This window comes from Streptomyces cyaneus, assembly GCF_004028635.1.
GTDB classification, from domain to species: Bacteria; Actinomycetota; Actinomycetes; order Streptomycetales; family Streptomycetaceae; genus Streptomyces; species Streptomyces cyaneus.
In genome coordinates, this window is the sequence record NZ_RQJW01000009.1 from 182,879 (window position 1) to 209,040 (window position 26,162).

Below are 26,162 nucleotides of genomic sequence, written 5' to 3' on the forward strand. Positions count from 1 at the left end.
CCGCCTCCTTCGTGCCGTGCGTCGGCCGCCGTGCGCGGCCGCCTCGTATCGGTGACTTACCGAAAACGGGCAGACGGGACTCCTCGAGTCGTACGGTGTGCGAGTCATTTCGGACAATCGCCGTGGCACGGATGGGACGGGCACCGTGCTTCCACGGGTGGACAAGAGCCCTCTATTTGCCCAGTCAGCCGTGATCCATTCCCGCTCTTTCGTGTAATAGCACCAGCACACTCCGCGATGGAAGGCTCGGTCGTGCAGATCGCGATGCGTGGCGCCAGATCGGCGTCGGGGCATGACCGGGAGGGCAGTTCCTTATGTCGGTAGGCGAAGAGGTCCGCACTGAGCAGGACAAGCCGCAGCAGAGTCTCGGCACGGCGGCGGCGCGGAACCTGGCCACCACGACCAAGTCCGCACCCCAGATGCAGGAGATCAGCTCCCGCTGGCTGCTGCGCACGCTGCCATGGGTGAATGTGCAGGGCGGCACGTACCGGGTGAACCGGCGCCTGACGTACGCCGTGGGGGACGGCCGGATCACGTTCGTGAAGACCGGCGACCGGGTCGAGGTCATCCCCGCCGAGCTGCGCGAACTGCCCGCCCTGCGCTCGTACGAGGACGAGGACGTGCTGTCGGAGCTCGCCCAGCGCTGCCAACAGCGGGAATTCGCGGCGGGGAACCTGATCACCTCGTTCGGCAGTCGTACCGACGAGGTGTATCTGCTGGCGCACGGCAGGGTGGAGAAGCTCGGCAGCGGACCGTACGGGGAGGACGAGTCCCTGGGCGTCCTCGCCGACGGGGCCTACCTCGGCGAGCAGGCGCTGATCGACCCCGACACGATCTGGGAGTACACGGTCCGCGCGGTCACCGCGTGCACGGTGCTCGCTCTGCGCCGCCAGGACTTCGAGCAGGTCGCGGAGCGCTCCGACTCCCTGCGCGAGCACCTCGAACAGCTACGGGCGGCCCCCGAGCAGCGCACCAACAAATACGGCGAGAAGGAGATCGACCTCGCCGCCGGCCACAGCGGCGAGCCCGACATCCCGCACACCTTCGTCGACTACGAGGCCAGGCCCCGTGAGTACGAACTGAGCGTCGCCCAGACCGTGCTGCGCATCCACACGCGCGTGGCCGACCTCTACAACCAGCCGATGAACCAGACCGAACAGCAGCTCCGGCTGACCGTGGAGGCCCTGAAGGAGCGCCAGGAGCACGAGCTCATCAACAACCGCGAGTTCGGGCTGCTCAACAACTGCGAATACGACCAGCGGCTCCAGCCGCACGACGGCGTGCCCAGCCCCGACGACATGGACGAGCTGCTCTGCCGGCGGCGCGGCACCAAGCTCTTCCTCGCCCACCCGCGCGCGATCTCCGCGTTCGGGCGTGAGCTGAACAAGCGCGGGCTGGTCCCCGAGACCATCGAGATCGCCGGCAACCGCATCCCCACCTGGCGCGGTGTACCCATCTACCCCTGCAACAAGATCCCGGTCACCGAGGCCCGTACGACCTCGATCATCGCCATGCGTACCGGCGAGGCGGAGCAGGGCGTCATCGGACTCCAGCAGGCCGGCATCCCGGACGAGATCGAGCCGAGCCTGTCCTGCCGCTTCATGGGCATCAACGAACAGGCCATCATCAAGTACCTGGTGACGGCCTACTACTCGGCCGCGGTCCTGGTACCGGACGCCCTCGGTGTGCTGGAGAACGTCGAGATCGGTCGCTGGCGGTGACGCTCCCCGTCCGAACGCTCGTCGCTCGTACGTCGTGTCCCGCGCCGCCCGCGTGGGTACATCCTCGGGGTAGGCGCCCAGCCGTAGCGGAAGGGTCACCGTCCGCCGACTCTCCGAGGCGATGCCATGGGTGAGTTCATGACGGAGACGGAGCAGCGTCCTGCCGGGGCGCGGCCGTCCACCGAGACGCTCGAAAGGCGGAGGCCGATCGCGATCGACATGGACGGCGGGAGCGGGGCGAGTCCGCCGGACGGGCCGGAGGCGGCGCTGATCCTGGAGCGTGTCCGGGCGTCGGTCGACCCCGAACTGCGCGCCGCCGTCGAGTCGTTGCCGCCCTCCATGCGCCGGATCGCGCGCTACCACTTCGGCTGGGAGCACCCGGACGGCACCCCGGCGGCGGGCAACGCGGGCAAGGCGATCCGTCCCGCCCTCGTCCTCACCGCGGCCGCCGCACTCGGCGGACCGGCGGCACGGGCGGCGGCGGTACAGGCCGCGGTGGCGGTGGAGCTGGTGCACAACTTCACTCTGTTGCACGACGACGTGATGGACCGGGACACCACCCGTCGGCACCGGCCCACCGTATGGGCGGTGTTCGGCGACGCCGACGCGATCCTCGCCGGGGACGCCCTCCAGGCGCTGGCTCTGCGGCTGCTCGCCGAGGACCCGCACCCGGCGTCGGCGCCCGCCGCCGCCCGCCTCGCGGCCTGCGTCGTGGAGCTGTGCGCCGGTCAGCACGCGGACACGTCGATGGAGAAGCGGGGCCCCGGTGACGTCGGCCTCGACGAGGTGCTCGGCATGGCCGAGGCCAAGACCGGCGCGCTGCTCGGGTGCGCCTGTGCCCTCGGTGCGCTGTACGCGGGCGCGGCGGACGAGCACGTGGCGGCGCTGGACGCGTTCGGCCGTGAGTCCGGGCTCGCCTTCCAGCTGATCGATGACGTGATCGGCATATGGGGCGACCCCAGCCGCACCGGCAAGCCGGCCGGCGCGGACCTCGCCGCCCGTAAGAAGTCCCTGCCGGTCGTCGCCGCGCTGACCTCCGGCGGTCCGGCGGCGGCGGAACTGGCCGCGCTGTACGAAATGCCGTACGACAAGGAGGACTTGCAGGCGACCGCGCTCGCCGTCGAGCGAGCGGGTGGCCGCGACTGGGCGCAGGCCCAGGCCGCCGACCGGATGGCCCGCGCCATGCAGGAACTGGCTCGCGCGGTCCCGGATCCGGAGCAGGCGGGCGGACTGCTGGCCCTGGCGGAGTACGTGACGCGGCGCAGCAACTGAGGGCCGTGGCAGCCGATGGCCGAGTCGCTCGGTCGCGGCAGCCGATGGTCGTCGAGACTCCGGAGCCATCGGGGCCGTACGGTTCCTGACCCCGTACGGCCGCCGGGCGGCTCCGGACCGGCGGGTCCCGCACATCCCCACGGTGTGCGGGGCCCGTCCCCGTGTATCGGACTGTGTACCGGACAGATCTCGACAAAGTCGCCCCGCGGACGGCACGCCCGCTTCGATCGCCCTACGATCAAGGCCGGTTGACGTGAAGGGGCGGGTACACATGGGCGTGCGGATCCGGACGGCGGGCGAGGGGGACCGGGAGCTGGTGGTCCGGTTGCTGGACGCGGCCTTCCAGGACGATCCGGTCAGCGGCTGGGTGTTCCCGGGCGAGGAGCACCGCCGTACCACCCACCCCAAGCTCATGGCCGCGTTCACCGACATCGTGAGCGCCGTCGGCCGTATCGACGTCACCGAGGACGGCACGGCGTGTGCGTTGTGGATATCCGTGCCTGCCGTCGAGCAGGACCTGGACGACGAAGGGCCCGCTCGGCTGCGCGCGCAGGTCGACCCGGAGAACGAGCGTGTCGAGCTGATCGGCCGCCTGACAGCCGGTATCCATCCTTCCGGCCGCGCCCACGAATACCTGTGGATGATCGCCGCGGCACCCGGGCACCAGGGCGAGGGTCTCGGCACCGCGCTCATGAACTCGGTCCTCGACCGCTGCGACCGGGACGGACTGCCCGCCTACCTGGAGGCGAGCAGCGACCGTAGCCGGAAGCTGTACGAGCGCCTCGGCTTCGAACTCCAGGGCCGTCCCCTCGACCTCCCGGACGGCCCCCGGATGTGGCCGATGTGGCGCGAGCCGCGCGGCTGAGCCACCGCCCCCGCCCTCCTTACCGTTCCGGCCGCCGCGCCCCGTGCCGCTCCGGGCCCTGCTGGGCATACCGCTCAGACCGCCGGGCCCCACCGCTCCGGCCCCCGCTGCCACTACCCCTCCGGTACGACCGTCTCCACGATCCGCTCGACCAGGCCGTCCGGCACGCTGACCCCGGGCAGGGTGCCCTCCAGCACGTCCGGCAGTGTCAGGTGTTCCAGGAGCAGCCCGAGCATCGCGAGATAGAGCACGGTGACGACCTCGTCGCCGCCAGGCAGCCCGGCGTTCCGGTGGAACTCCATGCCCTCCTCCAGGTCGCCGCGCACCGACTTGGTGAAGGAGGAGCGCAGTTCGGGGCGCCGGCCGGCCTCCAGGCGCATCTCCAGCAGGGCCAGATAGCCCGTGCGGTCGCGGGTCGCGCGGGCCATCAGGTCGTGCATGAAGGCGGTGACCAGGGAGCGGTCCTTCGGCCGGGTCAGCAGCCCGGCGATCACCTCGGGGTCGGGCGCCAGCCGCAAGTGCAGCCGGGCGTCGATCTGGCGGAGCAGGTCGTCGCGCCCGGTGAAGTAGTTGGAGGCGGTGCCGACCGGCACCCCAGCCTCGGCGTCCACCGCGCGGAACGTCAGCCCGCGCGCACCCTCCCGGGCGAGCACCTCGACGCCCGCGTCGACGAGCGCGGCCCGCCGCTCCGGATTGCCCGCCATTCGGAGTCCTCTCTCTCACTTCCATCCGGTCCCCAAAATACCCTTGCGACCACTACAAGCGAAGTACTACAACTGAAGCACTACAACCGGAGTGGTTGACCAGCCTACGAAAAGAGACCGGCTTGCGAAAGCTCACCTACTTCATCGCCTGCTCGCTCGACGGCTTCATCGGGGACCCGAGCGGTGACGCGTCGGCGATGCTCGCCTTCGTCGACGAGGAGTACCTCGCGTTCCTCAAGAGCGAATACCCGGAGACCCTGCCGACCCATGGCCGTCGGGCGCTCGGCCTCGACGGCCTGGAGAACAAGAGGTTCGACACGATCATCCAGGGCCGCGGCAGCTACGACCTGGCGCTGAAGGAGGGCGTCACCAGCCCGTACGCCCATCTGCGCGAATACGTCGCCTCGCGCACCCTGACGGAGTCGCCCGACCCGAACGTCGAGATCATCGGCGGCGATCTGGTCGCCAAGGTGCGCGAACTCAAGGCGGAGGACGGCGAGTTCGGCATCTACCTCTGCGGAGGCTCGCAGATCGCGGGCGAACTGCTCGACGAGGTCGACGAGCTCGTCATCAAGTCCTACCCCATCGTGTACGGCGCGGGCATGCCGATGTTCGGCTCGGACCTCGCCGTCACGGAGTTCACCCTCGACGCGGTGCGCAGCTTCGGCAACGGCGCCGTGGTCCGTACGTACAGCAGGAAGCGCTGAGCGGTTTCCCGCCCTACCCTGAGGACATGGGCAGCGAAGAGCACGTCTGTCCCGACTGCGGACAGCCCGTCGACACGGTCGTCAGGCGCCACAAGACGCTGGGCGCCTGGGTCCCCACATGGGTGGCCGGCCCGTGCCGGAACCCCGAGTGCAGCGCGTACAGCGAGGGTGACGCCGAGCACGAGGAAAGGCACGCGCGCGAGCGCAAGCCCGAGCCCGAGTCCGAGCGCAAGCCCGAGCAACCTGAGGCACCCACCGCGAAAAACCCCTGACCCCGTGTCGAGAATCCCGGCCCGGCTCCGACGTCCCCTGTGAGAGCCGCCCGACAAGGGTGGCCCGAGCCGACGGAAGCAGAAGGAGCGGACCGATGAAGTACCTGGTCATGGTGCAGGGCACGCAGGCGGACTACGAGGCGATGCAGGGCAAGGCGTCCGAGCACTCGGTGGCCTGGAGCCAGGAGGAGATCCAGGCGATGTACGCCTACATGCAGGCCATCAACGACGACCTCGCCGAGACCGGCGAGATGATCGACGGGCAGGGCCTGGCCGAGCCCGCGAAGGTCCGGCACGTCACCCTGGGCGACGACGGCAAGGCGGTGATCACCGACGGGCCGTACAGCGAGACCAAGGAGCTGCTGGCCGGCTACTGGGTGCTGGACTGCGCGAGCCTGGAGCGGGTCACCGAGATCGCCGAGCGCGTCGCCCGCTGCCCCCAGCCCGCCGGGGCCCCCGTGTACCCGGTGGTGATCCGTCCCATCCTGGACGGCGCCGGAGACTGCTGAGCCGCCGATGGCCGGCCCGACCGAGACCGAGGACCTGCTGCGCCGCCACGCGCCGCAGGTCCTCGGCGCGCTGGTGCGGCGGTACGGCCACTTCGACACCGCCGAGGAGGCCGTACAGGAGGCCCTGCTCGCGGCGGCCGAGCAGTGGCCGCGGGACGGTGCCCCGGACAATCCGCGGGGCTGGCTGATCAAGGTCGCCGCACGCCGGCTGACCGACGCCCTGCGCGCGGAGGAGTCGCGCCGGGCCCGGGAGGAGAAGGTCGCGGCGCTGACACCCCGGGACGCCTTCACGGCACCGGCGCCGGGGGCGGACCGCGCGCCCCGCGAGGACGACACCCTCACCCTGCTCTTCCTGTGCTGCCACCCGGACCTGCCCCCGCCCGCCCAGATTGCCCTCACCCTGCGTGCCGTAGGCGGGCTGACCACGGCGGAGATCGCCCGCGCGTACTTGGTCCCCGAGGCGACCATGGCCCAGCGCATCAGCCGGGCCAAGCAGAAGGTCCGCGGTGTGCGGTTCGGGCGTCCCGACAACTGGGAGGACCGTCTGCCCGCGGTCCTGCAGACCCTGTACCTGATCTTCAACGAGGGCTATACGGCGACCTCGGGCGCGAGCCTGACGCGGCGGGAACTCGCCGGCGAGGCGATCCGGCTGACCCGCGAGGTGCACCGGCTCCTCCCCGAGCACGGTGAGGCGGCCGGCCTGCTGGCCCTGATGCTGCTCACCGACGCCCGCCGCGACGCGCGCACCGGCCCGCACGGCGAGCTCGTCCCCCTCGACGAACAGGACCGCGACCGCTGGGACAAGGCCGCCATCGAGGAGGGCGTCGCCCTGGTCACCCGCGCTCTGTCGCAGGGCCGCGCCGGCCCGTACCAGCTGCGTGCCGCCATCGCCGCCGTGCACGACGAGGCGCCCTCTGCAGAGGAGACCGACTGGCGGGAGATCCTCGGGCTCTACGACGTCCTCGTCCGCCTCGTTCCCGGACCCGTCGAGCGGCTCAACCGGGCAGTGGCCGTCGCCATGGTCCAGGGGCCGCGGGCGGGACTGGCCGAACTGGACGCGCTGGAGGACGAGTTGGGTGCCGGGCACCGGCTGGACGCGGTCCGCGGTCACCTCCTGGAGCGGGCGGGCGCTCACGACGAGGCCCGCGCCGCCTACGAGGCCGCCGCCGCCAAGACCCTGAGCCTGCCGGAGCAGCGCTATTTGCACGCGCGGGCGGCACGACTGAGGCCATAGCGTGGGCCCATGCCCGAACAGACGTACATCCTCCACATCACCGAGCGCTCCCTGTGGGACGCGGCGCGCGAGCACGGCACGTACGAGATCTCGACACGTGGCCGCACGCTCCGGGAAGAGGGCTTCATCCACTGCTCGACCCGCGCTCAACTCCCGTCCGTGGCAGCCTTTCTGTACGGCTCCTACGACGGCCCCGAGGAGCTCGTGGTGCTGGTCGTGGACCCTGCGCGGCTCGGCGTGCCGCTGAAGTACGAGGCGCCGGAGCCCGGGGGCGAGGAGTTCCCGCATGTGTACGGGCCCATTCCGGTGGACGCTGTGGTGGACGTGGAGCCGTGGGGGTGACGTCGGGCCGTCGCGGGTTATGGCGATGGGTCGTGGCGGTGTGGGTGATCGTCGTGGCCGTCGCGGGCGGGGCGACGCTGTGGTTGCAGGCCTCGGCGGAGCCGCCGGGGCCGTACCGCTGGGAGGAAGCCAGTCCTACGCCGTCGCTTCCGCAAGGGTGGCCGTCGGCGTGCCCGAGCCCCTCGCGCGACGAGAACGGCGCGGCACAACTCCTCTGCTTCGTCAGGACGCGCTAGCGCCGGTCAGCCCGCCCGTCTCCGGGTCCCGCGCCGTCAGGCAGTACACGCCGCCCGCCGGATCGCGCATCACCGTCCAGTGGGCACCCTGGGCGACGAACGCCGCGCCCAGTTCCTCGTGCCGGGCGCGGGCCGCCGCGATGTCCGCGCAGGCGAGGTCCAGGTGGGCGGAGCCCGAACGCCCCTCTCCGGGCCGCTCCTCTCCGAGCCGCTGGAGCAGGATGCGTACGGGCAGCCCGGCCGGAGGCCTGAGCACATGGAACTCGGGTCGGGAGCCGGGCGCCGACGCCCAGCCGGCCAACAGGTCGCTCCAGAAGGCGACTTCGGTGTCGTACAGCGACGGCGGTACGTCCAGGCAGACCTGATCGAGCCGGCTGCCGCGCACCACGGGCGGCCGCACCGACTCCCCTTGCCAGGGCACGGCACAGAACAACTGCCCGGCGGGCGACCGCAGTACAGCCCACCCGTCGTGCTCGGCGGCGAGGCCCGCACCCCGCTGAAGGGCCGACTTCACGAATTCCGGTACGTCGTCCACGGCGAAGTCGAGATGCGCGCCACCGGCGCCCGAGCCGACCCCCTGGACCTTCACGCAGGCGTCGGCCTCGCCGCCCGGCAGCAGGGTCACGAACTCCCCCTGCTCACCCCGGAATTCGGACAGCCGTGTGTCCGTCACCGCAGCCCAGAAGGCATGGGCCCGGGCGAAGGACTCGGCGGGGCGGTCGACGAAGGCGTAGGTCCAGCGGATGCTCATGGGGCGATCGTAGATCCGCCGGCGCGGTGGCGGGTCTGCAGCAGCCGTAGGGGGCTCCTCGGTGCCTCAACGTTCACCACGGCGGCTTTGCAGGACCCTTACCAATCGCGCGTCGGCCCCTGGGACACGCTTTGCCGTGGGTTCTCCGCGAATTGGCCCGAGCTTGTTTGCATTGGGGAATGGACCACATCACGTTCCTGGTGGCGGTCGTCATCGTGACGGCCCTCGCCTTCGACTTCACCAACGGATTCCACGACACGGCGAATGCGATGGCCACCTCCATCGCCACGGGGGCGCTCAAACCGAAGACGGCGGTACTCATCAGCGGCGTCCTGAACGTCGTCGGTGCCTTCCTGTCCACCGAGGTCGCCAAGACGATCTCCGGCGGCATCGTGGACGACACACTCGTCACCCCGGGCATGATCTTCGCGGGCCTGGTCGGGGCGATCCTGTGGAATCTGCTCACCTGGCTGGTCGGGCTGCCGTCCAGCTCGTCGCATGCGCTGTTCGGCGGGCTGATCGGGGCCGTCTGGGTGGGGGCGGGGTCTCATGGCGTGCACTTCGACAAGGTTGTCGAGAAGGTGCTGATCCCGGCGGTGGCCTCGCCGCTCGTGGCGGGCGTCGCGGCGCTGCTGGCGACCTACCTGGCGTACAAGCTCACCTCTCGCGCCCGTAAGCAGTCCGTCACCAAGGGCTTCCGCCTCGGCCAGATCGCCTCGGCCTCGCTGGTCTCCCTCGCCCACGGCACGAACGACGCGCAGAAGACGATGGGCGTCATCACACTGACCCTGATCTCGGCGGGCGCACTCGGCCACGACGCGGGCCCGCCGGTGTGGGTGATCGCCTCGGCCGGTCTGGCCATCGGTCTCGGCACCTACCTGGGCGGCTGGCGCATCATCCGCACGATGGGCAAGGGCCTGACGGAGATTCAGTCCCCGCAGGGCTTCGCCGCCGAGACGGCGTCCACGACGGTGATCCTGACCTCGGCCCACCTCGGCTTCGCGCTGTCCACCACGCAGGTCGCCTCCGGCAGCATCCTCGGCGCCGGGCTGGGCCGCCGCCTGGCGGAGGTCCGCTGGGGTGTGGCCGGGCGCATGGTCGTGGCCTGGCTCGTCACCCTGCCCGCCGCCGCGCTGGTCGGTGGCGTCTCGGCGGGCGTGGTCAAGCACGGCGGCAACCTCGGTACGGCCGTGGTCGCGCTGGTCGGTGCGGCGGTGGCCGCCGGCATCGTGCTCGTCTCCCGCCGCAACCCGGTGTCCGCGCACAACGTCAACGACGCCCACGAGGTCACGATCCGCAGCACGGAGGAGCCGACGACGGTCGGCACGGCCGCCTGAGACATGGCCGCCTAGACACGGCAGCCTGAAACAAGGGGAGTTCACACCATGAACCTCGACTGGACCGCACTCGGCCAGGTCGCCGCGGTGAGCCTCGCCGTCACGGTGGCCGTGGTCACCGTCTTCGCCCTCGGCGTGCTGGGCCTGGCCCGCTACGAAAGGGCCCGCGAGGAGGGCGCGGGCACGTCCACCGTCGGCGGCGCCCAGGCCGGGCTGTGCTTCGTCGCCTGCGCGGCGGTGGTGGCGTACGGGATCTATCTGATCGTGCCGCAGTTCCACTGACGTTCGTCCGACGTTCGTCGAAGGGGCCCGGCCGGAGGACCGGCCGGGCCCTATGCGCTGTTGTCCGCCGCTCCCAGCCGCTCGTACGCCGTCACACGCCGCCCGCGGACCTGTACGTCCGCCACCACCCTGAAGTGCTCCTTCAGCACGGCGGTCTTCATCTTGTCCCGCTCCGCCGACACCGGCCGTGCCACCGCGGGCACATCAGTGACCAGCAGTATTCGGCGCTGTGCCAGCATCGCGCCACGTATCCGTGCCGGAGCCGCCTCCTCGCCCTTCAGCGTCCCCGACGCCACAGGGCTTTGTGCCAGCGCTATGTCCCGCAGCCCGGCGAAGTCGTCGGGGCAGACCAGGGCGGTGTCGCGCCGGGCCGCCGGTATGAACACCACCGCGTCCCCGGACTGCTTCAGCCGCCGCACGTCCGCCGCCACCGCCATCACGTCGTCCACCCGGCTGGCCGGAGAGCGCTTGGCCATCGACTGCGGCAACAGCGCCACGACCGCGACGACCACCACCACCGGGACGAGCCACGCCGACGACCTCGGAAACCGCGGCCGGACCGCCCGTACGGCCGTGCCCAGCGCCGTGCCGATCAGCAGTGCCAGACCCAGCATGCTGAACAGGACATAGCGGTCCAGGAACAGCGGCCGGACCAGGGAGAGGCCGACGAGGCCGAGCTGCGGCACCGCCAGCAGCGGCAGCCCGACGGCCGCCACGGACAGCCGACCCGCTCGCGGCCGGTCCAGCAGGGCACCGAGACCGCCGATCGCCAGCAGGACCGCCGGGCCGATCAGCATGTGCCAGGTCAGCGGCGGGATCCAGGAGACCTGGTCGGACTGGCGCCGACTGAAGAGGATCAACGGCAGCACAGCCACCACGGCGGTCACCGCGGCCACCGCCCAGCGCGTCCATGTCCCTCGCCGTGCCCGCGTCCAGAGCAGGGTCGCCAGGTGCGCGGGCAGGATCAGCAGCGACAGCCAGTTCAGCAGCCCGCACACCGCCACCGTCCCGCCGTACGCCGCCCAGTGCACCGCTCGGCCACGCCCGTCGAGGACGGTCACCAGCAACAGGGTGGAGATGCCGGCCCCGGCCGCGATCAACGCGTACGGGCGGCCCTCCTGGAGATAGAACTGCACGGCCGGAAGCAGCCCGAACGCCAGCCCTCCCGCCAGGCCCGCCCAGGCCCCGGCCAGCCGCCCGCCGATGACCGTCACGCAGGCCGCCGCCACCGCCATGGCCAGTACGGAGGGCAGCCGCAGGGTCGTGGTGCCGGGCCCGAAGCACTCGAAGAGCGCGTGCATCAGCAGGTAGTAGAGGCCGTGCACGGCATCGACCTGCCCCAGCATGTGCCAGATCTCGCCGACGGACCGCCGGGCCACCTGCCAGGTCGCGGCCTCGTCCCGCCACACGCTGTGCTGCCGGGACAGCCCCCACAGACCGAGGCCAAGGGTCCACAGCAGGGGTATCGGCCAGAGGGGCGGGCGGCGGCGCAGGGGTGGCTCCAGGGGGATCGGCATTCCGGGGATCGAAATTCCGTACGGCGGGGGACAGGCAGCCGCCGGGTGATGGTCCCCACTCGCCCGCTCGTCGCAGAGCACGCCGAACCCCCGCCTCGGCCGCGCTGGTCGAGACGGGATCAGATTTGAGCGTTGCTCGCTTCCCCCGTGAACGCAGCAAAACCTACGGGACGGGGCGGATCCGCGGCCACCGTCCAGGGCGTGAACACAATCACCGCGAATGAAGGCAACCTTGAGCCCCCTGAACCCTCTCCGAGGCAGTCACCAGAGCTCGGTCTCCTGCTGATGTTCCACGCGACGTTACCCGTGGGGAACCTCAGATCTACCGCAAACCTTGGCCTGCGTCGTTGCCAGGCGAACCGGTCCGTTGCGAGTGTCGGAGCCGCCCCCCGCAAGATCCTCATCGGTGATCCCCCTCTCCCCGAGGGGCGAATCGGAGGTTTGATGACCGCCCGCCGTGCCCTGGTGGCCGCCGCGTCCGCGACGGCGCTGGCCCTGCCGCTCCTGCTCCCCCACATGGCCACCGCATCCTCCCCGGCGGCGGCCCGAGAAGCGTCGTCCGGGCTGGAGCCGCCCGCGAAGGAGGCAGTCGCCACCGGCAGCGGCGGCGCCGTCTCCAGCGTGAACCCGTACGCCTCGCAGGCCGGTATCGAGGTGTTGCGGCACGGGGGCAACGCCGTGGACGCGGCCGTCGCCACCGCCGCCGCCCTCGGTGTGGTCGAGCCGTACTCGGCGGGCATCGGAGGCGGCGGCTACTTCGTGTACTACAACGCCCGCACGAAGACGGTGCGGACGATCGACGGACGGGAGACGGGGCCGGCCCGGATGCGGTCGGACTCGTTCGTCGACCCGTCGACGGGCAAGGCGATCCCGTTCGACGAGGCCGTCAACTCCGGCCTGTCGGTGGGTGTTCCGGGCACCCCGGCGACCTGGCAGCAGGCCCTGGACGAGTGGGGCACCGTGTCGCTGGGCCAGGCCCTGCGCCGGGCGACGCGCATCGCCGACGAGGGGTTCGTCGTCAACGACGAGTTCCGCGCCCAGACCAAGCTGAACGAGGCGCGGTTCCGCGACTTCAGCTCGACGGCCGAGCTGTTCCTGCCGAACGGCGAACTGCCCGTGGTGGGCACCCGCTTCCGCAATCCCGGCCTGGCGCGCACCTACCGGGAGCTCTCCCGTGAGGGCGTGGCCGCCCTGTACCGCGGCGACGTCGGCCGTGACATCGTGCGGACCGTCCAGAACCCGCCGGTGGCCGAGGGGTCCACGCGCAAGGTGCGCCCCGGGCTCATGGAGCGGTCGGACCTCGCGGGCTACGAGGTGGTACGGCGGTCCCCGACGCACACGACGTACCACGGCCTGGACGTGTACTCCATGGCGCCGTCGTCCTCCGGCGGCACCACGGTCGGCGAGGCGCTGAACGTCCTGGAGAACTTCCACCTGTCGTCCGCCGACAAGGCCCAGGCCCTGCACCACTACCTGGAGGCCAGCCGGATCGCCTTCGCGGACCGCAACCGATGGGTGGGCGACCCGGCGTTCTCCGATGTGCCGACCGAGGAGCTGCTGTCCAAGGAGTTCGCCAAGGACCGCGCCTGTCTGATCCAGCCCGACTCGACGCTCACCAGCCCGCTCGCCCCGGGTGACCCGCTGAGCCCCGGCCAGGGCTGTACGCAGGGCACGGGCACCCAGGAACCCTACGAGGGACCGTCGACCACGCACCTGGTGGCCTCGGACCGCTGGGGCAACGTCGTCTCGTACACGCTGACCATCGAGCAGACCGGCGGCTCGGCGATCACCGTGCCCGGGCGTGGATTCCTGCTCAACAACGAGCTCACGGACTTCAACTTCACGCCGCTGACGGCGGGTGTGCCCGATCCGAACCTGCCGGGGCCGGGCAAGCGGCCGCGCAGCAGCATGTCGCCGACGATCGTGACGCACGCCGGCAAGCCGTTGATCGCGGTGGGCTCGCCGGGCGGGGCCACCATCATCACCACGGTGCTGCAGACCCTCGTCAACCGTCTCGACCTCGGGATGTCCTTGCCGGAGGCGGTCGCCGCGCCACGCATCTCACAGCGCAACCGCACCACGACCGACGCCGAACCGGCCTTCCTCGACTCACCGGAGCGCACTGCGCTCGAAGCCCTCGGCCAGCGCTTCGTCCTGGCTCCGCAGACCTTCACCCCGTCGCCCGAGATCGGCGCGGTCGCGGCGCTGGAGTTCGGGCCCGGTGGGAAGGTCACGGCGGTGGCCGAGCCCAAGCGGCGCGGCGGCGGCTCGGCGATGGTGGTCCACGAAACCCCCTGACACCGGAACGGTGACGAGTCGAGACGCCGGTGAGGAGTCGAGACGCCGAAGGGGCCCGCCCGGTGAACCGGTCGGACCCCTTCAGGAGACCGTGGAGAATGTCCAGGGTCAGGCCTTCTTGGTCTCCCAGAAGATCTTGTCGATCTGGGCGATGTAGTCCAGCGCCTTCTGGCCGGTCGCCGGGTCGGTCGAGGCCTTGGCGGCCGAGAGGGCCTTCAGGGCGTCGTTGACCAGCTGGTGCAGCTCCGGGTACTTCTCGAAGTGCGGGGGCTTGAAGTAGTCGCTCCAGAGCACCGAGACGTGGTGCTTCGCGAGCTCGGCGCGCTGCTCCTTGATGACGGTGGCACGCGCCTGGAAGTGCGGGTCGTCGTTGGCGGCCATCTTTTCCTGCACGGCCTTCACCGACTCCGCCTCGATGCGGGCCTGGGCCGGGTCGTACACACCGCAGGGCAGGTCGCAGTGTGCGCTGACCTTGACCTTGGGGGCAAACAGGCGGGAAAGCATGGAGCATTCCTTCCTCGTGATCGTCTTCTCAGGTGGGACATTACTCCCTGCAAGACGGGTTTTCGCGAGTGCCCCCATGGGCTTAGGACAAAAGTCCAGGGTCAGACTGAGACTGGTGGAGGACAGTACCGGGGAGGTGCCGGGGATGCCGGAGTTGTCGCAGGACGCCGAGCGCGGGCGGGCCGCTCAGCCCTTCGGGTGGGCCGAGGTGACGGGGCCGTCGATGGTGCCCACGCTGTATCACGGCGACCTGCTCGTGGTGTGGCACCGGGGGCGCATCAGGCCGGGGGACGTGGTGGTGCTGCGGCATCCGTTCCAGCAGGACCTGCTCGTCGTCAAGCGCGCCGCGCAGCGGCGAGAAGGTGGCTGGTGGGTGCTCGGGGACAACGCCTACGCCGGAGGGGACAGCACCGACTACGGGGTTGTGCCGGATGAGCTGATTCTGGGCAAGGTCCGCTTCCGGTACCGGCCGCGCAAGCCGGATCAGCGCTCGCCGTTCGCGCTGGCGCGCTGGGCGGTGTCGGCCGTGCGCCCGGTTTTCGCCGACCGGTCGGCCTCCAAGCGCTTGCGGGCCCGGTAGGCGGCCACATTGGCGCGGGTCGCGCAGCGGTCCGAGCAGTAGCGCCGGGAGCGATTGGTGGAGGTGTCGAGGTAGGCGTTGCGGCACGGGGCCGCCTCGCACAGGCCCAGGCGGTCCACGCCGTACTCGGTGAGGTGGAAGGCCAGGCCCATCGCGGCGATGGCCGCGTAGCCCGCGGTCGCGTTGGACGGATGGTCCGCGAGGTGCATGTGCCACAGGGGGCGGCCGTCGTCGTCCCGGAAGTCGTGGCCGGAGATCTGCGGGCTCACCGGGAACTCCAGCAGGAGGGAGTTCAGCAGGTTCACCGCCAGCCCCTCGTCGCCCTGGTCCGCCGCCTCGAAGACCGCCCTCAGCCGCGCACGGACCGAACGGAAGCGGGTGACGTCGGCGTCGGTGGCACGGCGGCCCGCATCCTGGCTGACGCCGAACAGATCCCGGACGGCCTCGACCGAGGTCAGCGAGTCCTTGCCCCGGGCCGGGTCCTCGCTGTTGACGAGTCGTACGGCGTAGTCCGAGTAATAGGCCAGTTCCACTTGTAGTCCTTACGGAGGCGTTCTATCGTCGTGGTGCGGTCGGGTAACAGCTGATCGTGCTTCCAGGGTATTACGTGACGCGCGCGATGGAGGGGCTCGATGACGGACACGGACATCACCACCACGGCCGGAGCCGACTGGGCCGCCTGGCAGAAGAGCTGGGACCGGCAGCAGGAGTGGTACATGCCCGACCGCGAGGAACGTTTCCGGATCATGCTCGACATGGTCGAGGCCCTGGTCGGCCCCGCCCCGCGGGTGCTCGATCTCGCGTGCGGCACGGGAAGTATCACGGCCCGGCTGCTCGCCCGGTTCCCGGAGGCCACCAGCACGGGCGTCGACCTCGACCCGGCGCTGCTCGCCATCGCCGAGGGCTCCTTCGCGGGCGACGAGCGGGTTTCGTTCGTCACGGCCGACCTCAAGGACCCCGACTGGCCGACGAAGCTGCTGTACGACTCCTACGACGCCGTCCTGACCGCCACGGCCCTGCACTGGCTGCACCGTGAACCCCTCGCGGCCCTCTACGGTCAGGTCGCGGAGCTCGTCCGCGACGGCGGTGTCTTCCTGAACGCGGACCACATGATCGACGACTCGACGCCCCGGATCAACGCGGCCGAGCGCGCCCAGCGCCACGCCCGTATGGATCAGGCCAAGGCGGACGGCGCCCTCGACTGGTCCGAGTGGTGGCAGCTGGCCGCCAAGGATCCGGTGCTGGCCGGGCCGACGGCCCGCCGCTTCGAGATCTACGGCGAGCACGCCGACGGCGACGCACCGTCCGCGCAGTGGCACGCGCGCGTGCTGCGCGAGAAGGGCTTTGGAGAGGCGCGGCCGGTGTGGTGCTCGCCTTCGGACACGCTGTTGCTGGCGCTGAAGTAGGCCGGCGAGGCTCAACTCCGGGGCCGTACGAGCGCATGGCGGAGGCGGTACGAGAAATTCGTGCCGCCTCCGCCGCGTCCTGCGGGGTCTCCCACCGCACTGGAAGGGATGAGACGGTCCCTACGGCAGGCTCGGGAGAGGGGGAGGGATGACGGGGGGCGCGGAAGCGTCACTGCATGCCTTCGTCGAGGGCAGACGCACGGCGTTGTTCCGCAGCGCCTATCTGCTGTGCGGCAACCGGGACGAGGCCGAGGACCTCGTGCAGACGGCCCTGGTCAAGGTCGTCCTCGGCGCACGCAGGCACGCGCGGCTGGACAACCTCGATGCCTATGCGCGCAAGACGCTGGTCAACACCTTCATCGCCTCGCGCCGACGGTTCTGGCGACGCGAGCAGGCGTACGGCGAGCTGCCGGACGTGCCGGGGCGGTCGGTGGACAGCGACACCGGGGTCATGGTGCGGGCCGCTCTCGCACAGCTCGCGCCCAAGCAGCGCGCGGTGCTGGTGCTGCGCTACTGGGAGGACCTCAGCGTCGCCGACACCGCCGAACTGCTCGGCATGCGGGAGAGCACGGTCAAGAGCCACACGGCGAGGGGGCTCGCGGCGCTGCGGGCCGCGGTGCGGGAGGAACACGTATGAGTCAGGGCGACGTGTACAGGGTGCCGGAAGCGACGGAGCTGCTGGGGCGGGCCCTGCGAGGTGTTCCGATGCCCTCGGGGCCCGTCGCGGACGAGGTGTTCGCGCGTGCGGCACGCGTGCGGTGGCGTAGGCGGGGGGTCGTCACCGGGGCCGCGGCGGCCGTGGTCGTGGTGGGTCTGACCGGGACCGGGGTGCTGCCGGTGAACGGCTCGGAGCAGACGGGCGTCATCGGTACACAGACCACGCCCAGGGCGGACCGGCTGGCGAAGCTGCTGCCGCCCGGGACCGGCGAGATCCGCGAGGTCGGGGACGTGGCGGGCGAAGGACCGTACGACGGGCTCTACGCCGTCTACAAGGACGGCGGCGTCGGGTATCTCAACATCCAGGTCATGCCGGGCCGGCGGGCGGACTGGCCGGTGCCGGTCGGTGAGCGGTGCTCGTCGTACATTCCCGGGATGACGGCGACCTGCGTTCCCGAGACGCTGCCGAACGGCGATGAGCGCGAGTCCACCGAGCTGCTGCGGGAGAGCCGCAGGGACGGCAACACATGGGGGCCCAAGCGCTCCGTGCGGCTGTTCACGAAAGGCTACGTGGTCATGATCACGGCCGGCAGTGGTTTCGTGGGCAAGTACGCGCTGGGGCCACGGCTCGACGCCCCGCCGCTGACGGCGGACCAGTTGCGTGACGTGGTGATGGCGCCCGAGCTGTTGCCGTAGGGGCCGTAGGGGCGGTACATGGTGAAGGGGCGGTACGAGGATCTCGTACCGCCCCTTCACCGTCGTACCGTCAGAGCACCTTGGACAGGAACGCCTGTGTCCGCTCGTGCTGCGGGTTGGTCAGGACCTCGCGCGGGTCGCCCGACTCGACGACCACGCCGCCGTCCATGAAGACCAGGCTGTCGCCGACCTCGCGGGCGAAGCCCATCTCGTGGGTGACGACGACCATCGTCATGCCGGACTCGGCCAGGTCGCGCATGACGTCGAGGACGTCACCGACCAGCTCCGGGTCGAGGGCCGAGGTCGGCTCGTCGAAGAGCATCAGCTTCGGGTCCATCGCCAGCGCCCGGGCGATGGCCACGCGCTGCTGCTGGCCGCCGGAGAGCTGGGAGGGGTAGTTCCCGGCCTTGTCCGCGAGACCGACACGGTCGAGCAGCTCCCTCGCGCGCTCCCTGGCCTGGGCCTTGCTGGTGCCCTTGACCTGGATCGGCGCCTCCATGACGTTCTCCGCGGCCGTCATGTGCGGGAACAGGTTGAACCGCTGGAACACCATGCCGATGTCCCGTCGCTGCTGTGCGACCTCGCTGTCCTTGAGCTCGTACAGCTTGTCGCCCTTCTGCCGGTAGCCGACCAGCTCGCCGTCGACGTACAGCCGCCCGGCGTTGATCTTCTCCAGGTGGTTGATGCACCGCAGGAACGTCGACTTGCCGGAGCCGGAGGGGCCGATGAGGCAGAACACCTCGCCGGTCTGCACCTCCAGGTCGATGCCCTGGAGGACCTGGACGGCGCCGAAGGACTTGTGGACGCCCTCGGCCTTCACCATGGCCGTCATGCCGACGCACCCCTTTCGCGGCCGAGCCCGAGCATGTTCGCCTTGATCTTCTGCCACGGCGTCGCCGGCAGGCTCCGGGTCGAGCCGCGGGCGTAGTGGCGCTCCAGGTAGTACTGGAAGACGCTGAACACGCTGGTCATGACCAGGTACCAGATGCACGCCACGAACAGCATCTCCATCACGGCGTACGACGTGGAGCCGATCGTGGAGGTCGCGCGCAGCAGTTCGTTGTACGTCACCGCGTACACCAGCGACGAGGTCTTCAGCATGTTGATGAACTCGTTGCCGGTCGGCGGCACGATCACCCGCATCGCCTGCGGGATCACGATGCGGCGCAGCGTCTTCGCGTGGCTCATTCCGAGCGCGTGCGAGGCCTCGGTCTGGCCCTCGTCGACGGCCATCAGACCGGCGCGGCAGATCTCCGCCATGTACGCCGCCTCGTTCAGGCCCAGGCCCAGCAGGGCGGCCATGAACGGGGTCATGACGTCGACCATCTCGTCCTTGTAGATCGGACCGAGATTCAGCACCGGGAAGATCAGCGCCAGGTTGAACCAGAGGAGGAGCTGGACGTAGACCGGCGTACCGCGGAAGAACCAGATGTAGACCCAGGCCACCCAGCTCGTCACCGGGTTCTTGGAGAGCCGCATCACGGCCAGGATCACGCCCAGGACCACGCCCATGATCATCGCCAGGACGCTGATCAGCAGAGTGCGGCCGGCGCCCGCGAGGACCGTGGAGTCGAAGACGTAATTGCCGACCGTGTCCCACTGGATCTTCTCGGCCGTGGCGAAGGCGTTGACCAGCAGGGCCACCAGCGCCAGCACGATGACACCGCTGACCCAGCGGCCGTAGTGCCGGACCGGAATTGCCTTGATCGCCTCGGGCGGGATGGACCCGCCCTCTTTGGAGACGGCGGCCGACGGATTCGCGTCGGCCGGCTCCTTGTCGAACTTGTCAGTCACTGTGACTGCCCTTCAGTGCTTGCCCGGGACGGTCACTTGCCGCCGTTGATCGCGGCCTTGTCGATCGCGCCGGACTCGGCGCCCCACTTCTCGAGGATCTTCTTGTACGTGCCGTCTTCGATGATGGCGTTGACGGCCTCTTCGAGGGCCGCGGTGAGCTCCTTGTTGTCCTTGTTCACCGCGATGCCGAACGGACCGGCGTCGACCTGCTCGCCGACGACCTCGAAGGCGTTGCCGCCGTCGGCCTTGCGGGACATGTCGAGGGCGACCGGGTAGTCGTTGACGCCGGCCACCGCGCCGCCCGACTTCACGCGGGTCTGGGCCTCGGTGTCGTTCTCGAACGACTCGATGTTGATCTTCTTCTTGCCGTCGTCCGTGCAGGCCTTGGACTGGGTCTGCAGCGCCTTCTCGTACGTCGTACCGCGCTGCACGGCGGCCGTCTGACCGCAGAGGTCCTCGATCGAGTTGATCTTCTTCGGGTTGCCCTTCTGCACGTACACGGCGGTGCCGGCCGTGAAGTAGTCGACGAAGTCGACACCCGGGCCGAGCTTCTTGCCCTTGTCGTCCAGGCCCTCCTGGCGCTCCGGGGTGTCCGTGATGGAGGACATCGCGACGTCGTAGCGGCCGGAGTTCAGGGCGGTGATCAGGCCGTCGAAGGAGCCGGAGGTGAACTGGAACTCCACGCCCAGCTTCTCGCCCAGCGCGGCGGCGATGTCGGGGTCGACGCCGACGATCTTGCCGCCCTCCTGGTACTCCATCGGGGCGTACTCGGCGTTCGTGCCGGCCTTGATGACGCCCGCGTCCTGGATCTTCTTGGGCAGCTTGTCGAACAGCGGGGCCGCGCTGGACTTCCCCGTCTCCTTCGTGCCCCCGTTGCCCCCGCCCTCGGTCTGGTCACCGCAACCGGTGAGAATCAGGGCGCCTGCGACCGCGATCGCACCTACCGCGGCTGCCCTGGAGCGCGCGGCGGACGTACGGCGGGTGGAGCTTGCGGTCATGGTGGGTTCCTCCGGCGGATGGGATGGAGTTGCCGATGGGCAGGCATCTGGCGATGGGCTCGGCAGATGCCTTGGTTTCGTAGGTCGACGGGAACACACGTCTTCGAGTGTCGCGACCTCGTGTGATTACGGCATCTTGCCATTCGGACTGAGCCATTCAGGGCGCCCGCCATGTCAAAATCGGATAACGGGTTACCCCCGAATCGCCTCAGGTCGGTACATCACGACCGGACCTTCTACGGGAATCCTCGCTTCCGGCCGGAAGATCTTCGGTTTATCTCGGGATGTGAACCGGTCGCGTGCCAGGCCTATGGTCCTTGGTTAGTTTTCGCGGCTTCTGGTGTCGATTGTCCGCTTATTCAGCCATGCATCACAGCGGTGTCGTCGGCGCGTCGTGTCCGATTCGTGTCGTCGGTGTGCGTGTTTCCCTTCCCGTCGTGTGATCTTGCAGATATTGGACTCGTCGTCGATGCCGTCCGTCCGGTAAGAAGGTTCTTTACACCCCTCATCCGGGGCCCAGGGCGCGTGTGCGGCGCGCTCATCGCGTATGACCCGTACGCATCAACAGATCGGGTATGCGCGGTCCCGCCCACCCCTCACCAGGAGTGGCCACCCTCAACCAATGAAGATTTAAGGGGTAAAACAAAGTGGCAGCGGAGATCGTCAATCCTCGCAGCGACAGCAATGCCGATCAGGACGGGGCGGAGCCCCTCGATTCCTTCGATCCGGCTTTCGCGCTGCACCGTGGCGGCAAGATGGCCGTGCAGGCCACCGTGCCGGTCCGGGACAAGGACGACCTGTCCCTGGCGTACACGCCCGGCGTCGCGAAGGTGTGCAGCGCGATCGCCGAGCAGCCGGAGCTCGTGCACGACTACACGTGGAAGTCGTCCGTCGTGGCCGTGGTCACCGACGGTACGGCGGTGCTCGGGCTCGGGGACATCGGCCCGGAGGCCTCCCTTCCAGTGATGGAAGGCAAGGCGATTCTGTTCAAGCAGTTCGGCGGCGTGGACGCGGTCCCGATCGCGCTCGACTGCACGGACGTCGACGAGATCGTCGAGACGGTGGTGCGACTCGCCCCGTCCTTCGGCGGTGTCAACCTGGAGGACATCTCGGCGCCGCGGTGCTTCGAGATCGAGCGGAAGCTCCAGGAGCGGCTCGACATTCCGATCTTCCATGACGACCAGCACGGTACGGCGGTCGTGACGCTGGCCGCCCTGCGGAACGCCGCGCGGCTGAGCGGGCGGTCCATCGGGGATCTGCGTGCCGTCATCTCGGGTGCCGGTGCGGCCGGTGTCGCCATCGCCAAGATGCTGGTCGAGGCCGGCATCGGTGACGTGGCCGTCGCGGACCGCAAGGGCGTCGTCTCGGCCGACCGGGACGACCTGACGTCCGTCAAGCGGGAGCTCGCCGGGTTCACCAACAAGGCCGGCATCTCCGGGTCGCTGGAGGCGGCTCTGGAGGGTGCGGACGTCTTCATCGGCGTCTCCGGCGGTACGGTGCCGGAGGAGGCGGTCGCCTCCATGGCCGAGGGCGCGTTCGTGTTCGCCATGGCCAACCCGAACCCTGAGGTGCACCCCGACGTCGCGCACAAGTACGCGGCGGTCGTCGCCACCGGGCGCTCCGACTTCCCGAACCAGATCAACAACGTGCTTGCCTTCCCGGGGATCTTCGCGGGCGCGCTGCAGGTGCGGGCGTCCCGGATCACCGAGGGCATGAAGATCGCGGCCGCCGAGGCGCTGGCCGCTGTGGTGGGCGATGACCTCGCCGCGGACTACGTCATTCCGTCGCCGTTCGACGAGCGGGTGGCGCCGGCGGTCACGGCCGCGGTTGCTGCTGCGGCTCGGGCGGAGGGGGTTGCTCGGCGGTGACGCTGCGCTGCTGGTGACGCTGGTGACGTGAGGTGAGTGGCCCCGCCCGGGTTGGGCGGGGCCATTTCCTTGCCTGGTGTGGCCGCTTGGGTGGGTGGGGTGCGGGTTGCGATGCCTGCGGCGGCCCGTTGCTGTTCGGTGGGGGTTCGCGTAGCGCCTGCGGGTCGGTGGGTGGGTCGGGGCCGCGCCGGGGGGTGTCCGTCCTCGGACCGGCGGTCGCCTTAGGCCAAGACGTGCTGCGTGTTGACGCCGGCCACTGCGGGCGGACACCCCCCGGCACGTCCCCTTCCCGCCGTGGGCGGGTGCGGGGCCGTGGGGGTGCGCGCGGACGATGCGGGGGTCTGGGGGTGGCAGCCCTCCAGCAGGGCCGGGGGATCCAATCTGCCCAGCTGTTGCCGGGCGCCCTGGCAAGAGGGTGTGTGTCACAGGGGTTTGTGGTTCCGTCGGCTGTTGGTGGAGCCTATCGTCAAGGTCATGTTCGCTGTCTACGCCGCCCGAATCGACCGCGATGAGCCGCTCTCCGGACTTGAGTTGGGGGAGCGTCCGGCCCCCGAGGCTCGCCCCGGCTGGAGCACCGTCAACGTCAAGGCCGCCTCCCTCAACCATCACGACCTCTGGTCACTGCGGGGCGTGGGCCTCGCGGAGGACAAGTTGCCGATGATCCTCGGCTGTGATGCTGCCGGTGTCGACGAGGACGGCAATGAGGTCGTCCTGCACTCTGTGATCGGACAGAGTGGCCATGGAGTGGGTCCCAAGGAGCCTCGTTCCATCCTCACCGAGCGGTATCAGGGGACGTTCGCGGAGCAGGTCGCCGTGCCGACGTGGAATGTCCTTCCCAAGCCCAAGGAACTCTCATTCGAGGAGGCCGCCTGTCTGCCGACCGCCTGGCTGACCGCCTATCGGATGCTGTTCACCAACGCGGGGGTGCGGCCCGGGGACTCCGTGCTTGTGCAGGGGGCCGGGGGTGGAGTCGCCACCGCTGCCATCGTGCTCGGGAAGGCCGCGGGGCTGCGTGTCTTCGCGACCAGTCGGGACGAGGCCAAGCGCAAGCGTGCCCTGGAGCTGGGGGCCGTGGAGGCCGTGGAGTCGGGGGCTCGGCTGCCGCAGCGGGTCGATGCCGTGATCGAGACGGTCGGCGCCGCCACCTGGTCGCACTCCGTGAAGTCGCTGAAGCCGGGCGGCACGCTGGTCATTTCCGGCGCCACCAGTGGTGACCGGCCCTCGCATGCCGAGCTCACGCGGATCTTCTTCCTGGAGCTGAAGGTCGTCGGGTCCACGATGGGGACCAAGGACGAGCTCGAGGATCTGTTGTCCTTCTGTGCTGCTACCGGTGTACGGCCCGTGATCGATGAGGTGCTTCCCATGGACCGGGCCCGGGAGGGCTTTGAGCGGATGGAGTCGGGGGAGCAGTTCGGGAAGATCGTGCTGACCAACTGACGGTTCCGAGCGCGGCAACTTGCGGCGGGTTCGAGGTGCTACCTCGGGCCCGCCGTTTTGTTTGTCAACTTGGATTGACGGGAGGTCGTCTGTCAACTTATGTTGACGTCATGACGGAAGCAACAGATCTCGCCGAGCGTGCCGGTGACCGTGATCCGCGGGTCGGGCTGCGGGCCGTTGCCGCGCTGCGCCGGTTGCTGGAGCAGTTGGAAGCCGTGCAGGTGCGCAGTGCGCGCAATCAGGGGTGGTCGTGGCAGGAGATCGCCGCGGAACTCGGGGTCAGCAGGCAGGCCGTGCACAAGAAGTACGGGAGGCGTTGATGTTCGAGCGGTTCACGAAGGATGCCCGTGCGGTGGTGACGGGGGCGGTCGAGCATGCGGAGCGGGGTGGGGCGCAGACCGTTGATGCCGAGCACATGCTGCTCGCCCTGCTCGACCGGGAGGGGAGCCGGGCCTCGTTCGCGCTCGCCGCGCTCGGGGGCGGGCAGTGGCTGGAGTCCGTGCGGCGGGCGTTGGGGGAGGCTCGGCGGCGGGGTGGACTGTCGCAGGCCGAGGCCGAAGCGCTGGCAGGGCTGGGCATCGATGTGGGGGAGATCGTCGCCCGGGTGGAGGAAGTGCACGGGGTGGGGGCGATGGCCGGGGACCGGAAGGACAAGGGGTGGTGGTCGGGGCGCCGTTCGTTCAGTCGAGGGGCCAAGGATGTGCTGGAGCGGGCGCTGCGTATCGCCGTCGCCCGGAGGGATCGGCACATCGGTGATGAGCACATCCTGCTGGCCCTGGCGAGCCGACCAGGCGTACCCGCCGAGGTTCTCGCCGATCACGGCGTGACCTACGAGTCCGTCACCCGGGTGCTGTACGGCGGAGGCGAGGCCAAGGCCGGTTGAGGGGCAAGCCCGGTTGGAGGGGGCCCTGCCTCTGCCGGGTGCCTTCCGGTCCGGTGCCCCTGCCCGCCTGCCCGCCTGCCCGCCTGCCCGCCTGCCGGTCGGGCGCGTCGCCCTCCGGGGGAGTTGCCCTCCGGCCCGGATGTCTCTGGACGTCGGCGTGGGGTTCGTGGTTGCCCGGCCTGGGGTCAGGGCGGTGCGGCAGTCCTGGTGGCCGTACTGCCCTCGCCCCAGACCGGTGGCGTCAGGGCTTCGGTGTGCGCAGTAGCGCCCCGATGTGTGCCGCCGCCGTCGACAAGTGGCGGCGGGCGTCGCGGAGTTGGTCCGGTGTGACGCCGTGGTCCCTTGCCGCGTCGCGGATGTCGTCGCGGAAGCGGTCGAGCAGGCGGTCCAGGTCGCGGGCCGGGTCGCCGGTGGGGGGCTCGTGGGCCCAGGTGGGTTCGTAGTCGGCGGGGAAGTCCTCGGGGGTGTCGGAGTAGTCGGGGTGCTGCTGGGGCGACTTGGGGGAGTCCTGGCGGCCGAAGCCGAAGTCCTTGCCGAACTCCTTTCCGTAGCCCTTGCTGAAGTCGCCGAACTCCTTGGCCAGTTCCGTGAGGCCCTCGCGTACGCCCGTCGGCCAGTCGCCGCGTGCGAAGTGGTCCTGTACGTGTTCCTGGACCCGGCGGGCGATGCGCTGGACCTCCTCCTGGGCCTGGGCCCGGGCGCGGTCCTGGGCCTCCTTGGCCTGGCGTCGGGCGCGCTGTGCCTCGTCGCGGGCGCGGCGGCTCTCGTCCTTGGCGCGTCGGGCCTGTTCCTTCCACTCCTGCTTGGCGCGGCGCATCTCTTCCTTGGCGGCGCGCCACGCCTCCTTGTCGGTGTAGTCCGAGAAGTCGCCGAAGGGTGCTTCCGCCTTGGTGCCGTTCCCCTGGCGGGCCTCGGACGCCGCCGCCCGCATCTCGCGCCGCAGGTCGCCCGCCGCGCCGCGCACGTCGGCCTGGATCTCGGCGGCGAGTTCGGCGACCGACTCCCTGATCTCCAGCTCCAGGTCGGCCAACTCGCCGCTGCGGTCGGCCAGTTCGGCGCGGCCGGCGTCCGTGATGGCGTACACCTTGCGGCCGCCCTCGGTGGTGTGGGTGACCAGGCCCTCGGCCTCCAGCTTGGCCAGGCGGGGGTAGACGGTGCCGGCCGACGGTGCGTACAGCCCCTGGAAGCGCTCCTCGAGGAGGCGGATCACCTCGTAGCCGTGGCGCGGGGCCTCGTCCAGCAGCTTCAGCAGATAGAGGCGGAGGCGGCCGTGGGCGAAGACGGGAGGCATG

28 protein-coding genes are annotated in these 26,162 nt (G+C 70.2%); 19 read left to right on the forward strand and 9 right to left on the reverse strand.

The window, feature by feature from the left end:
- The first annotated feature begins 314 nt into the window (after positions 1–314).
- The 3 genes from EHO50_RS31205 (at position 315) to EHO50_RS31215 (ending at position 3,858) form a co-directional block, all read left to right on the forward strand.
- Positions 315–1,721: a family 2B encapsulin nanocompartment shell protein gene (locus tag EHO50_RS31205; protein ID WP_128434578.1), complete on the forward strand. Its 1,407-nt coding sequence runs from the start codon at positions 315–317 to the stop codon at positions 1,719–1,721.
- 126 nt (positions 1,722–1,847) lie between these two features.
- On the forward strand, positions 1,848–2,993 hold the full coding sequence (locus tag EHO50_RS31210; RefSeq protein ID WP_128434579.1) for a family 2 encapsulin nanocompartment cargo protein polyprenyl transferase: 1,146 nt from the start codon (positions 1,848–1,850) through the stop codon (positions 2,991–2,993).
- A gap of 271 nt (positions 2,994–3,264) precedes the next feature.
- Positions 3,265–3,858, forward strand: a complete 594-nt coding sequence (locus EHO50_RS31215; RefSeq protein WP_128434580.1) for a GNAT family N-acetyltransferase — start codon at positions 3,265–3,267, stop codon at positions 3,856–3,858.
- A 113-nt stretch (positions 3,859–3,971) separates the two neighbouring features.
- Here the strand turns inward: EHO50_RS31215 and EHO50_RS31220 are convergent, their stop codons facing one another.
- On the reverse strand, positions 3,972–4,562 hold the full coding sequence (locus EHO50_RS31220) for a TetR/AcrR family transcriptional regulator (protein WP_128434581.1): 591 nt from the start codon (positions 4,560–4,562) through the stop codon (positions 3,972–3,974).
- Positions 4,563–4,684: 122 nt separating this feature from the next.
- Here EHO50_RS31220 and EHO50_RS31225 point away from each other — a divergent pair, with 122 nt between their 5' ends.
- The 5 genes from EHO50_RS31225 (at position 4,685) to EHO50_RS31245 (ending at position 7,626) form a co-directional block, all read left to right on the forward strand.
- Positions 4,685–5,269 (forward strand): dihydrofolate reductase family protein, encoded by a 585-nt coding sequence (locus EHO50_RS31225; RefSeq protein ID WP_128434582.1) that lies wholly within the window; start codon positions 4,685–4,687, stop codon positions 5,267–5,269.
- Positions 5,270–5,295: 26 nt separating this feature from the next.
- Positions 5,296–5,541, forward strand: coding sequence for a hypothetical protein (locus EHO50_RS31230; protein WP_128434583.1), 246 nt, complete (start codon positions 5,296–5,298; stop codon positions 5,539–5,541).
- Positions 5,542–5,636: 95 nt separating this feature from the next.
- The gene (locus EHO50_RS31235) at positions 5,637–6,050 is read left to right on the forward strand and encodes a YciI family protein (protein ID WP_128434584.1); all 414 of its coding nucleotides are present in this window, start codon (positions 5,637–5,639) and stop codon (positions 6,048–6,050) included.
- Between the two features lie 7 nt (positions 6,051–6,057).
- Entirely contained in the window at positions 6,058–7,284 is a 1,227-nt protein-coding gene (locus tag EHO50_RS31240; protein WP_128434585.1) for an RNA polymerase sigma factor, read from the forward strand.
- A 9-nt stretch (positions 7,285–7,293) separates the two neighbouring features.
- A complete protein-coding gene (locus EHO50_RS31245; protein WP_128434586.1) occupies positions 7,294–7,626 on the forward strand; it encodes a DUF952 domain-containing protein in 333 nt (110 codons plus the stop codon).
- Between the two features lie 222 nt (positions 7,627–7,848).
- Here the strand turns inward: EHO50_RS31245 and EHO50_RS31255 are convergent, their stop codons facing one another.
- Positions 7,849–8,613 (reverse strand): VOC family protein, encoded by a 765-nt coding sequence (locus tag EHO50_RS31255; RefSeq protein ID WP_128434588.1) that lies wholly within the window; start codon positions 8,611–8,613, stop codon positions 7,849–7,851.
- Positions 8,614–8,792: 179 nt separating this feature from the next.
- Between EHO50_RS31255 and EHO50_RS31260 the strand changes: the two genes are divergently transcribed.
- On the forward strand, positions 8,793–9,950 hold the full coding sequence (locus EHO50_RS31260) for an inorganic phosphate transporter (RefSeq protein WP_128434589.1): 1,158 nt from the start codon (positions 8,793–8,795) through the stop codon (positions 9,948–9,950).
- Between the two features lie 48 nt (positions 9,951–9,998).
- On the forward strand, positions 9,999–10,232 hold the full coding sequence (locus EHO50_RS31265) for a hypothetical protein (RefSeq protein WP_128434590.1): 234 nt from the start codon (positions 9,999–10,001) through the stop codon (positions 10,230–10,232).
- 50 nt (positions 10,233–10,282) lie between these two features.
- Here EHO50_RS31265 and EHO50_RS31270 read toward each other — a convergent pair whose 3' ends face one another.
- The gene (locus EHO50_RS31270; protein ID WP_128434591.1) at positions 10,283–11,749 is read right to left on the reverse strand and encodes a glycosyltransferase family 39 protein; all 1,467 of its coding nucleotides are present in this window, start codon (positions 11,747–11,749) and stop codon (positions 10,283–10,285) included.
- A gap of 444 nt (positions 11,750–12,193) precedes the next feature.
- On the opposite strand from EHO50_RS31270, the gene ggt reads away from it, so the two are divergent.
- Complete coding sequence (gene ggt, locus EHO50_RS31275) at positions 12,194–14,047, forward strand: gamma-glutamyltransferase (RefSeq protein ID WP_128434592.1); 1,854 nt, start codon at positions 12,194–12,196, stop codon at positions 14,045–14,047.
- A gap of 108 nt (positions 14,048–14,155) precedes the next feature.
- Here ggt and sodN read toward each other — a convergent pair whose 3' ends face one another.
- The gene (sodN, locus tag EHO50_RS31280; protein WP_020123534.1) at positions 14,156–14,551 is read right to left on the reverse strand and encodes a superoxide dismutase, Ni; all 396 of its coding nucleotides are present in this window, start codon (positions 14,549–14,551) and stop codon (positions 14,156–14,158) included.
- Positions 14,552–14,696: 145 nt separating this feature from the next.
- On the opposite strand from sodN, the gene sodX reads away from it, so the two are divergent.
- Entirely contained in the window at positions 14,697–15,131 is a 435-nt protein-coding gene (gene sodX, locus EHO50_RS31285; protein WP_128434773.1) for a nickel-type superoxide dismutase maturation protease, read from the forward strand.
- On the opposite strand, the gene EHO50_RS31290 is transcribed toward sodX, so the two are convergent.
- On the reverse strand, positions 15,035–15,664 hold the full coding sequence (locus EHO50_RS31290; protein WP_128434593.1) for a CGNR zinc finger domain-containing protein: 630 nt from the start codon (positions 15,662–15,664) through the stop codon (positions 15,035–15,037). The genes sodX and EHO50_RS31290 overlap by 97 nt on opposite strands.
- A 99-nt stretch (positions 15,665–15,763) precedes the next feature.
- On the opposite strand from EHO50_RS31290, the gene EHO50_RS31295 reads away from it, so the two are divergent.
- The 3 genes from EHO50_RS31295 to EHO50_RS31305 all read left to right on the forward strand — a co-directional run bounded on the left by EHO50_RS31295 (position 15,764) and on the right by EHO50_RS31305 (position 17,890).
- On the forward strand, positions 15,764–16,537 hold the full coding sequence (locus EHO50_RS31295) for a class I SAM-dependent methyltransferase (protein ID WP_128434594.1): 774 nt from the start codon (positions 15,764–15,766) through the stop codon (positions 16,535–16,537).
- Positions 16,538–16,685: 148 nt separating this feature from the next.
- The gene (locus EHO50_RS31300; protein WP_128434595.1) at positions 16,686–17,174 is read left to right on the forward strand and encodes a SigE family RNA polymerase sigma factor; all 489 of its coding nucleotides are present in this window, start codon (positions 16,686–16,688) and stop codon (positions 17,172–17,174) included.
- 68 nt (positions 17,175–17,242) lie between these two features.
- Positions 17,243–17,890: a hypothetical protein gene (locus tag EHO50_RS31305; RefSeq protein ID WP_128434596.1), complete on the forward strand. Its 648-nt coding sequence runs from the start codon at positions 17,243–17,245 to the stop codon at positions 17,888–17,890.
- Positions 17,891–17,960: 70 nt separating this feature from the next.
- Here EHO50_RS31305 and EHO50_RS31310 read toward each other — a convergent pair whose 3' ends face one another.
- From EHO50_RS31310 to EHO50_RS31320, 3 genes are read right to left on the reverse strand one after another with little or no spacing between them, the layout of a single operon-like run.
- Positions 17,961–18,722: an amino acid ABC transporter ATP-binding protein gene (locus EHO50_RS31310; RefSeq protein WP_128434597.1), complete on the reverse strand. Its 762-nt coding sequence runs from the start codon at positions 18,720–18,722 to the stop codon at positions 17,961–17,963.
- The gene (locus EHO50_RS31315) at positions 18,719–19,684 is read right to left on the reverse strand and encodes an amino acid ABC transporter permease (protein ID WP_128434598.1); all 966 of its coding nucleotides are present in this window, start codon (positions 19,682–19,684) and stop codon (positions 18,719–18,721) included. The genes EHO50_RS31310 and EHO50_RS31315 overlap by 4 nt, the downstream gene beginning before the upstream one ends.
- 32 nt (positions 19,685–19,716) lie before the next feature.
- On the reverse strand, positions 19,717–20,682 hold the full coding sequence (locus EHO50_RS31320) for an ABC transporter substrate-binding protein (RefSeq protein WP_128434599.1): 966 nt from the start codon (positions 20,680–20,682) through the stop codon (positions 19,717–19,719).
- Between the two features lie 647 nt (positions 20,683–21,329).
- On the opposite strand from EHO50_RS31320, the gene EHO50_RS31330 reads away from it, so the two are divergent.
- The 4 genes from EHO50_RS31330 to EHO50_RS31345 all read left to right on the forward strand — a co-directional run bounded on the left by EHO50_RS31330 (position 21,330) and on the right by EHO50_RS31345 (position 24,870).
- A complete protein-coding gene (locus EHO50_RS31330) occupies positions 21,330–22,550 on the forward strand; it encodes an NAD(P)-dependent malic enzyme (RefSeq protein WP_128434601.1) in 1,221 nt (406 codons plus the stop codon).
- Positions 22,551–23,024: 474 nt separating this feature from the next.
- Complete coding sequence (locus EHO50_RS31335) at positions 23,025–23,987, forward strand: zinc-binding dehydrogenase (RefSeq protein WP_128434602.1); 963 nt, start codon at positions 23,025–23,027, stop codon at positions 23,985–23,987.
- Between the two features lie 110 nt (positions 23,988–24,097).
- Positions 24,098–24,307: a helix-turn-helix domain-containing protein gene (locus EHO50_RS31340; protein WP_003997975.1), complete on the forward strand. Its 210-nt coding sequence runs from the start codon at positions 24,098–24,100 to the stop codon at positions 24,305–24,307.
- A complete protein-coding gene (locus tag EHO50_RS31345) occupies positions 24,307–24,870 on the forward strand; it encodes a Clp protease N-terminal domain-containing protein (RefSeq protein ID WP_128434603.1) in 564 nt (187 codons plus the stop codon). The genes EHO50_RS31340 and EHO50_RS31345 overlap by 1 nt, the downstream gene beginning before the upstream one ends.
- A gap of 241 nt (positions 24,871–25,111) precedes the next feature.
- On the opposite strand, the gene EHO50_RS31350 is transcribed toward EHO50_RS31345, so the two are convergent.
- Positions 25,112–26,161, reverse strand: coding sequence for a PadR family transcriptional regulator (locus tag EHO50_RS31350; protein WP_128434604.1), 1,050 nt, complete (start codon positions 26,159–26,161; stop codon positions 25,112–25,114).
- Between the last annotated feature and the right edge of the window lies 1 nt (position 26,162).

Coding starts and splice junctions, on each gene's coding strand:
- EHO50_RS31205 (WP_128434578.1), top strand. CDS start 315: ATGTCGGTAGGCGAAGAGGTCCGCACTGAGCAGGACAAGCCGCAGCAG.
- EHO50_RS31210 (WP_128434579.1), top strand. CDS start 1,848: ATGGGTGAGTTCATGACGGAGACGGAGCAGCGTCCTGCCGGGGCGCGG.
- EHO50_RS31215 (WP_128434580.1), top strand. CDS start 3,265: ATGGGCGTGCGGATCCGGACGGCGGGCGAGGGGGACCGGGAGCTGGTG.
- EHO50_RS31220 (WP_128434581.1), bottom strand. CDS start 4,562: ATGGCGGGCAATCCGGAGCGGCGGGCCGCGCTCGTCGACGCGGGCGTC.
- EHO50_RS31230 (WP_128434583.1), top strand. CDS start 5,296: ATGGGCAGCGAAGAGCACGTCTGTCCCGACTGCGGACAGCCCGTCGAC.
- EHO50_RS31235 (WP_128434584.1), top strand. CDS start 5,637: ATGAAGTACCTGGTCATGGTGCAGGGCACGCAGGCGGACTACGAGGCG.
- EHO50_RS31240 (WP_128434585.1), top strand. CDS start 6,058: ATGGCCGGCCCGACCGAGACCGAGGACCTGCTGCGCCGCCACGCGCCG.
- EHO50_RS31245 (WP_128434586.1), top strand. CDS start 7,294: ATGCCCGAACAGACGTACATCCTCCACATCACCGAGCGCTCCCTGTGG.
- EHO50_RS31255 (WP_128434588.1), bottom strand. CDS start 8,613: ATGAGCATCCGCTGGACCTACGCCTTCGTCGACCGCCCCGCCGAGTCC.
- EHO50_RS31260 (WP_128434589.1), top strand. CDS start 8,793: ATGGACCACATCACGTTCCTGGTGGCGGTCGTCATCGTGACGGCCCTC.
- EHO50_RS31265 (WP_128434590.1), top strand. CDS start 9,999: ATGAACCTCGACTGGACCGCACTCGGCCAGGTCGCCGCGGTGAGCCTC.
- EHO50_RS31270 (WP_128434591.1), bottom strand. CDS start 11,749: ATGCCGATCCCCCTGGAGCCACCCCTGCGCCGCCGCCCGCCCCTCTGG.
- ggt (WP_128434592.1), top strand. CDS start 12,194: ATGACCGCCCGCCGTGCCCTGGTGGCCGCCGCGTCCGCGACGGCGCTG.
- sodN (WP_020123534.1), bottom strand. CDS start 14,551: ATGCTTTCCCGCCTGTTTGCCCCCAAGGTCAAGGTCAGCGCACACTGC.
- sodX (WP_128434773.1), top strand. CDS start 14,697: ATGCCGGAGTTGTCGCAGGACGCCGAGCGCGGGCGGGCCGCTCAGCCC.
- EHO50_RS31295 (WP_128434594.1), top strand. CDS start 15,764: ATGACGGACACGGACATCACCACCACGGCCGGAGCCGACTGGGCCGCC.
- EHO50_RS31300 (WP_128434595.1), top strand. CDS start 16,686: ATGACGGGGGGCGCGGAAGCGTCACTGCATGCCTTCGTCGAGGGCAGA.
- EHO50_RS31305 (WP_128434596.1), top strand. CDS start 17,243: ATGCCCTCGGGGCCCGTCGCGGACGAGGTGTTCGCGCGTGCGGCACGC.
- EHO50_RS31310 (WP_128434597.1), bottom strand. CDS start 18,722: ATGACGGCCATGGTGAAGGCCGAGGGCGTCCACAAGTCCTTCGGCGCC.
- EHO50_RS31320 (WP_128434599.1), bottom strand. CDS start 20,682: ATGACCGCAAGCTCCACCCGCCGTACGTCCGCCGCGCGCTCCAGGGCA.
- EHO50_RS31335 (WP_128434602.1), top strand. CDS start 23,025: ATGTTCGCTGTCTACGCCGCCCGAATCGACCGCGATGAGCCGCTCTCC.
- EHO50_RS31340 (WP_003997975.1), top strand. CDS start 24,098: ATGACGGAAGCAACAGATCTCGCCGAGCGTGCCGGTGACCGTGATCCG.
- EHO50_RS31345 (WP_128434603.1), top strand. CDS start 24,307: ATGTTCGAGCGGTTCACGAAGGATGCCCGTGCGGTGGTGACGGGGGCG.
- EHO50_RS31350 (WP_128434604.1), bottom strand. CDS start 26,161: ATGCCTCCCGTCTTCGCCCACGGCCGCCTCCGCCTCTATCTGCTGAAG.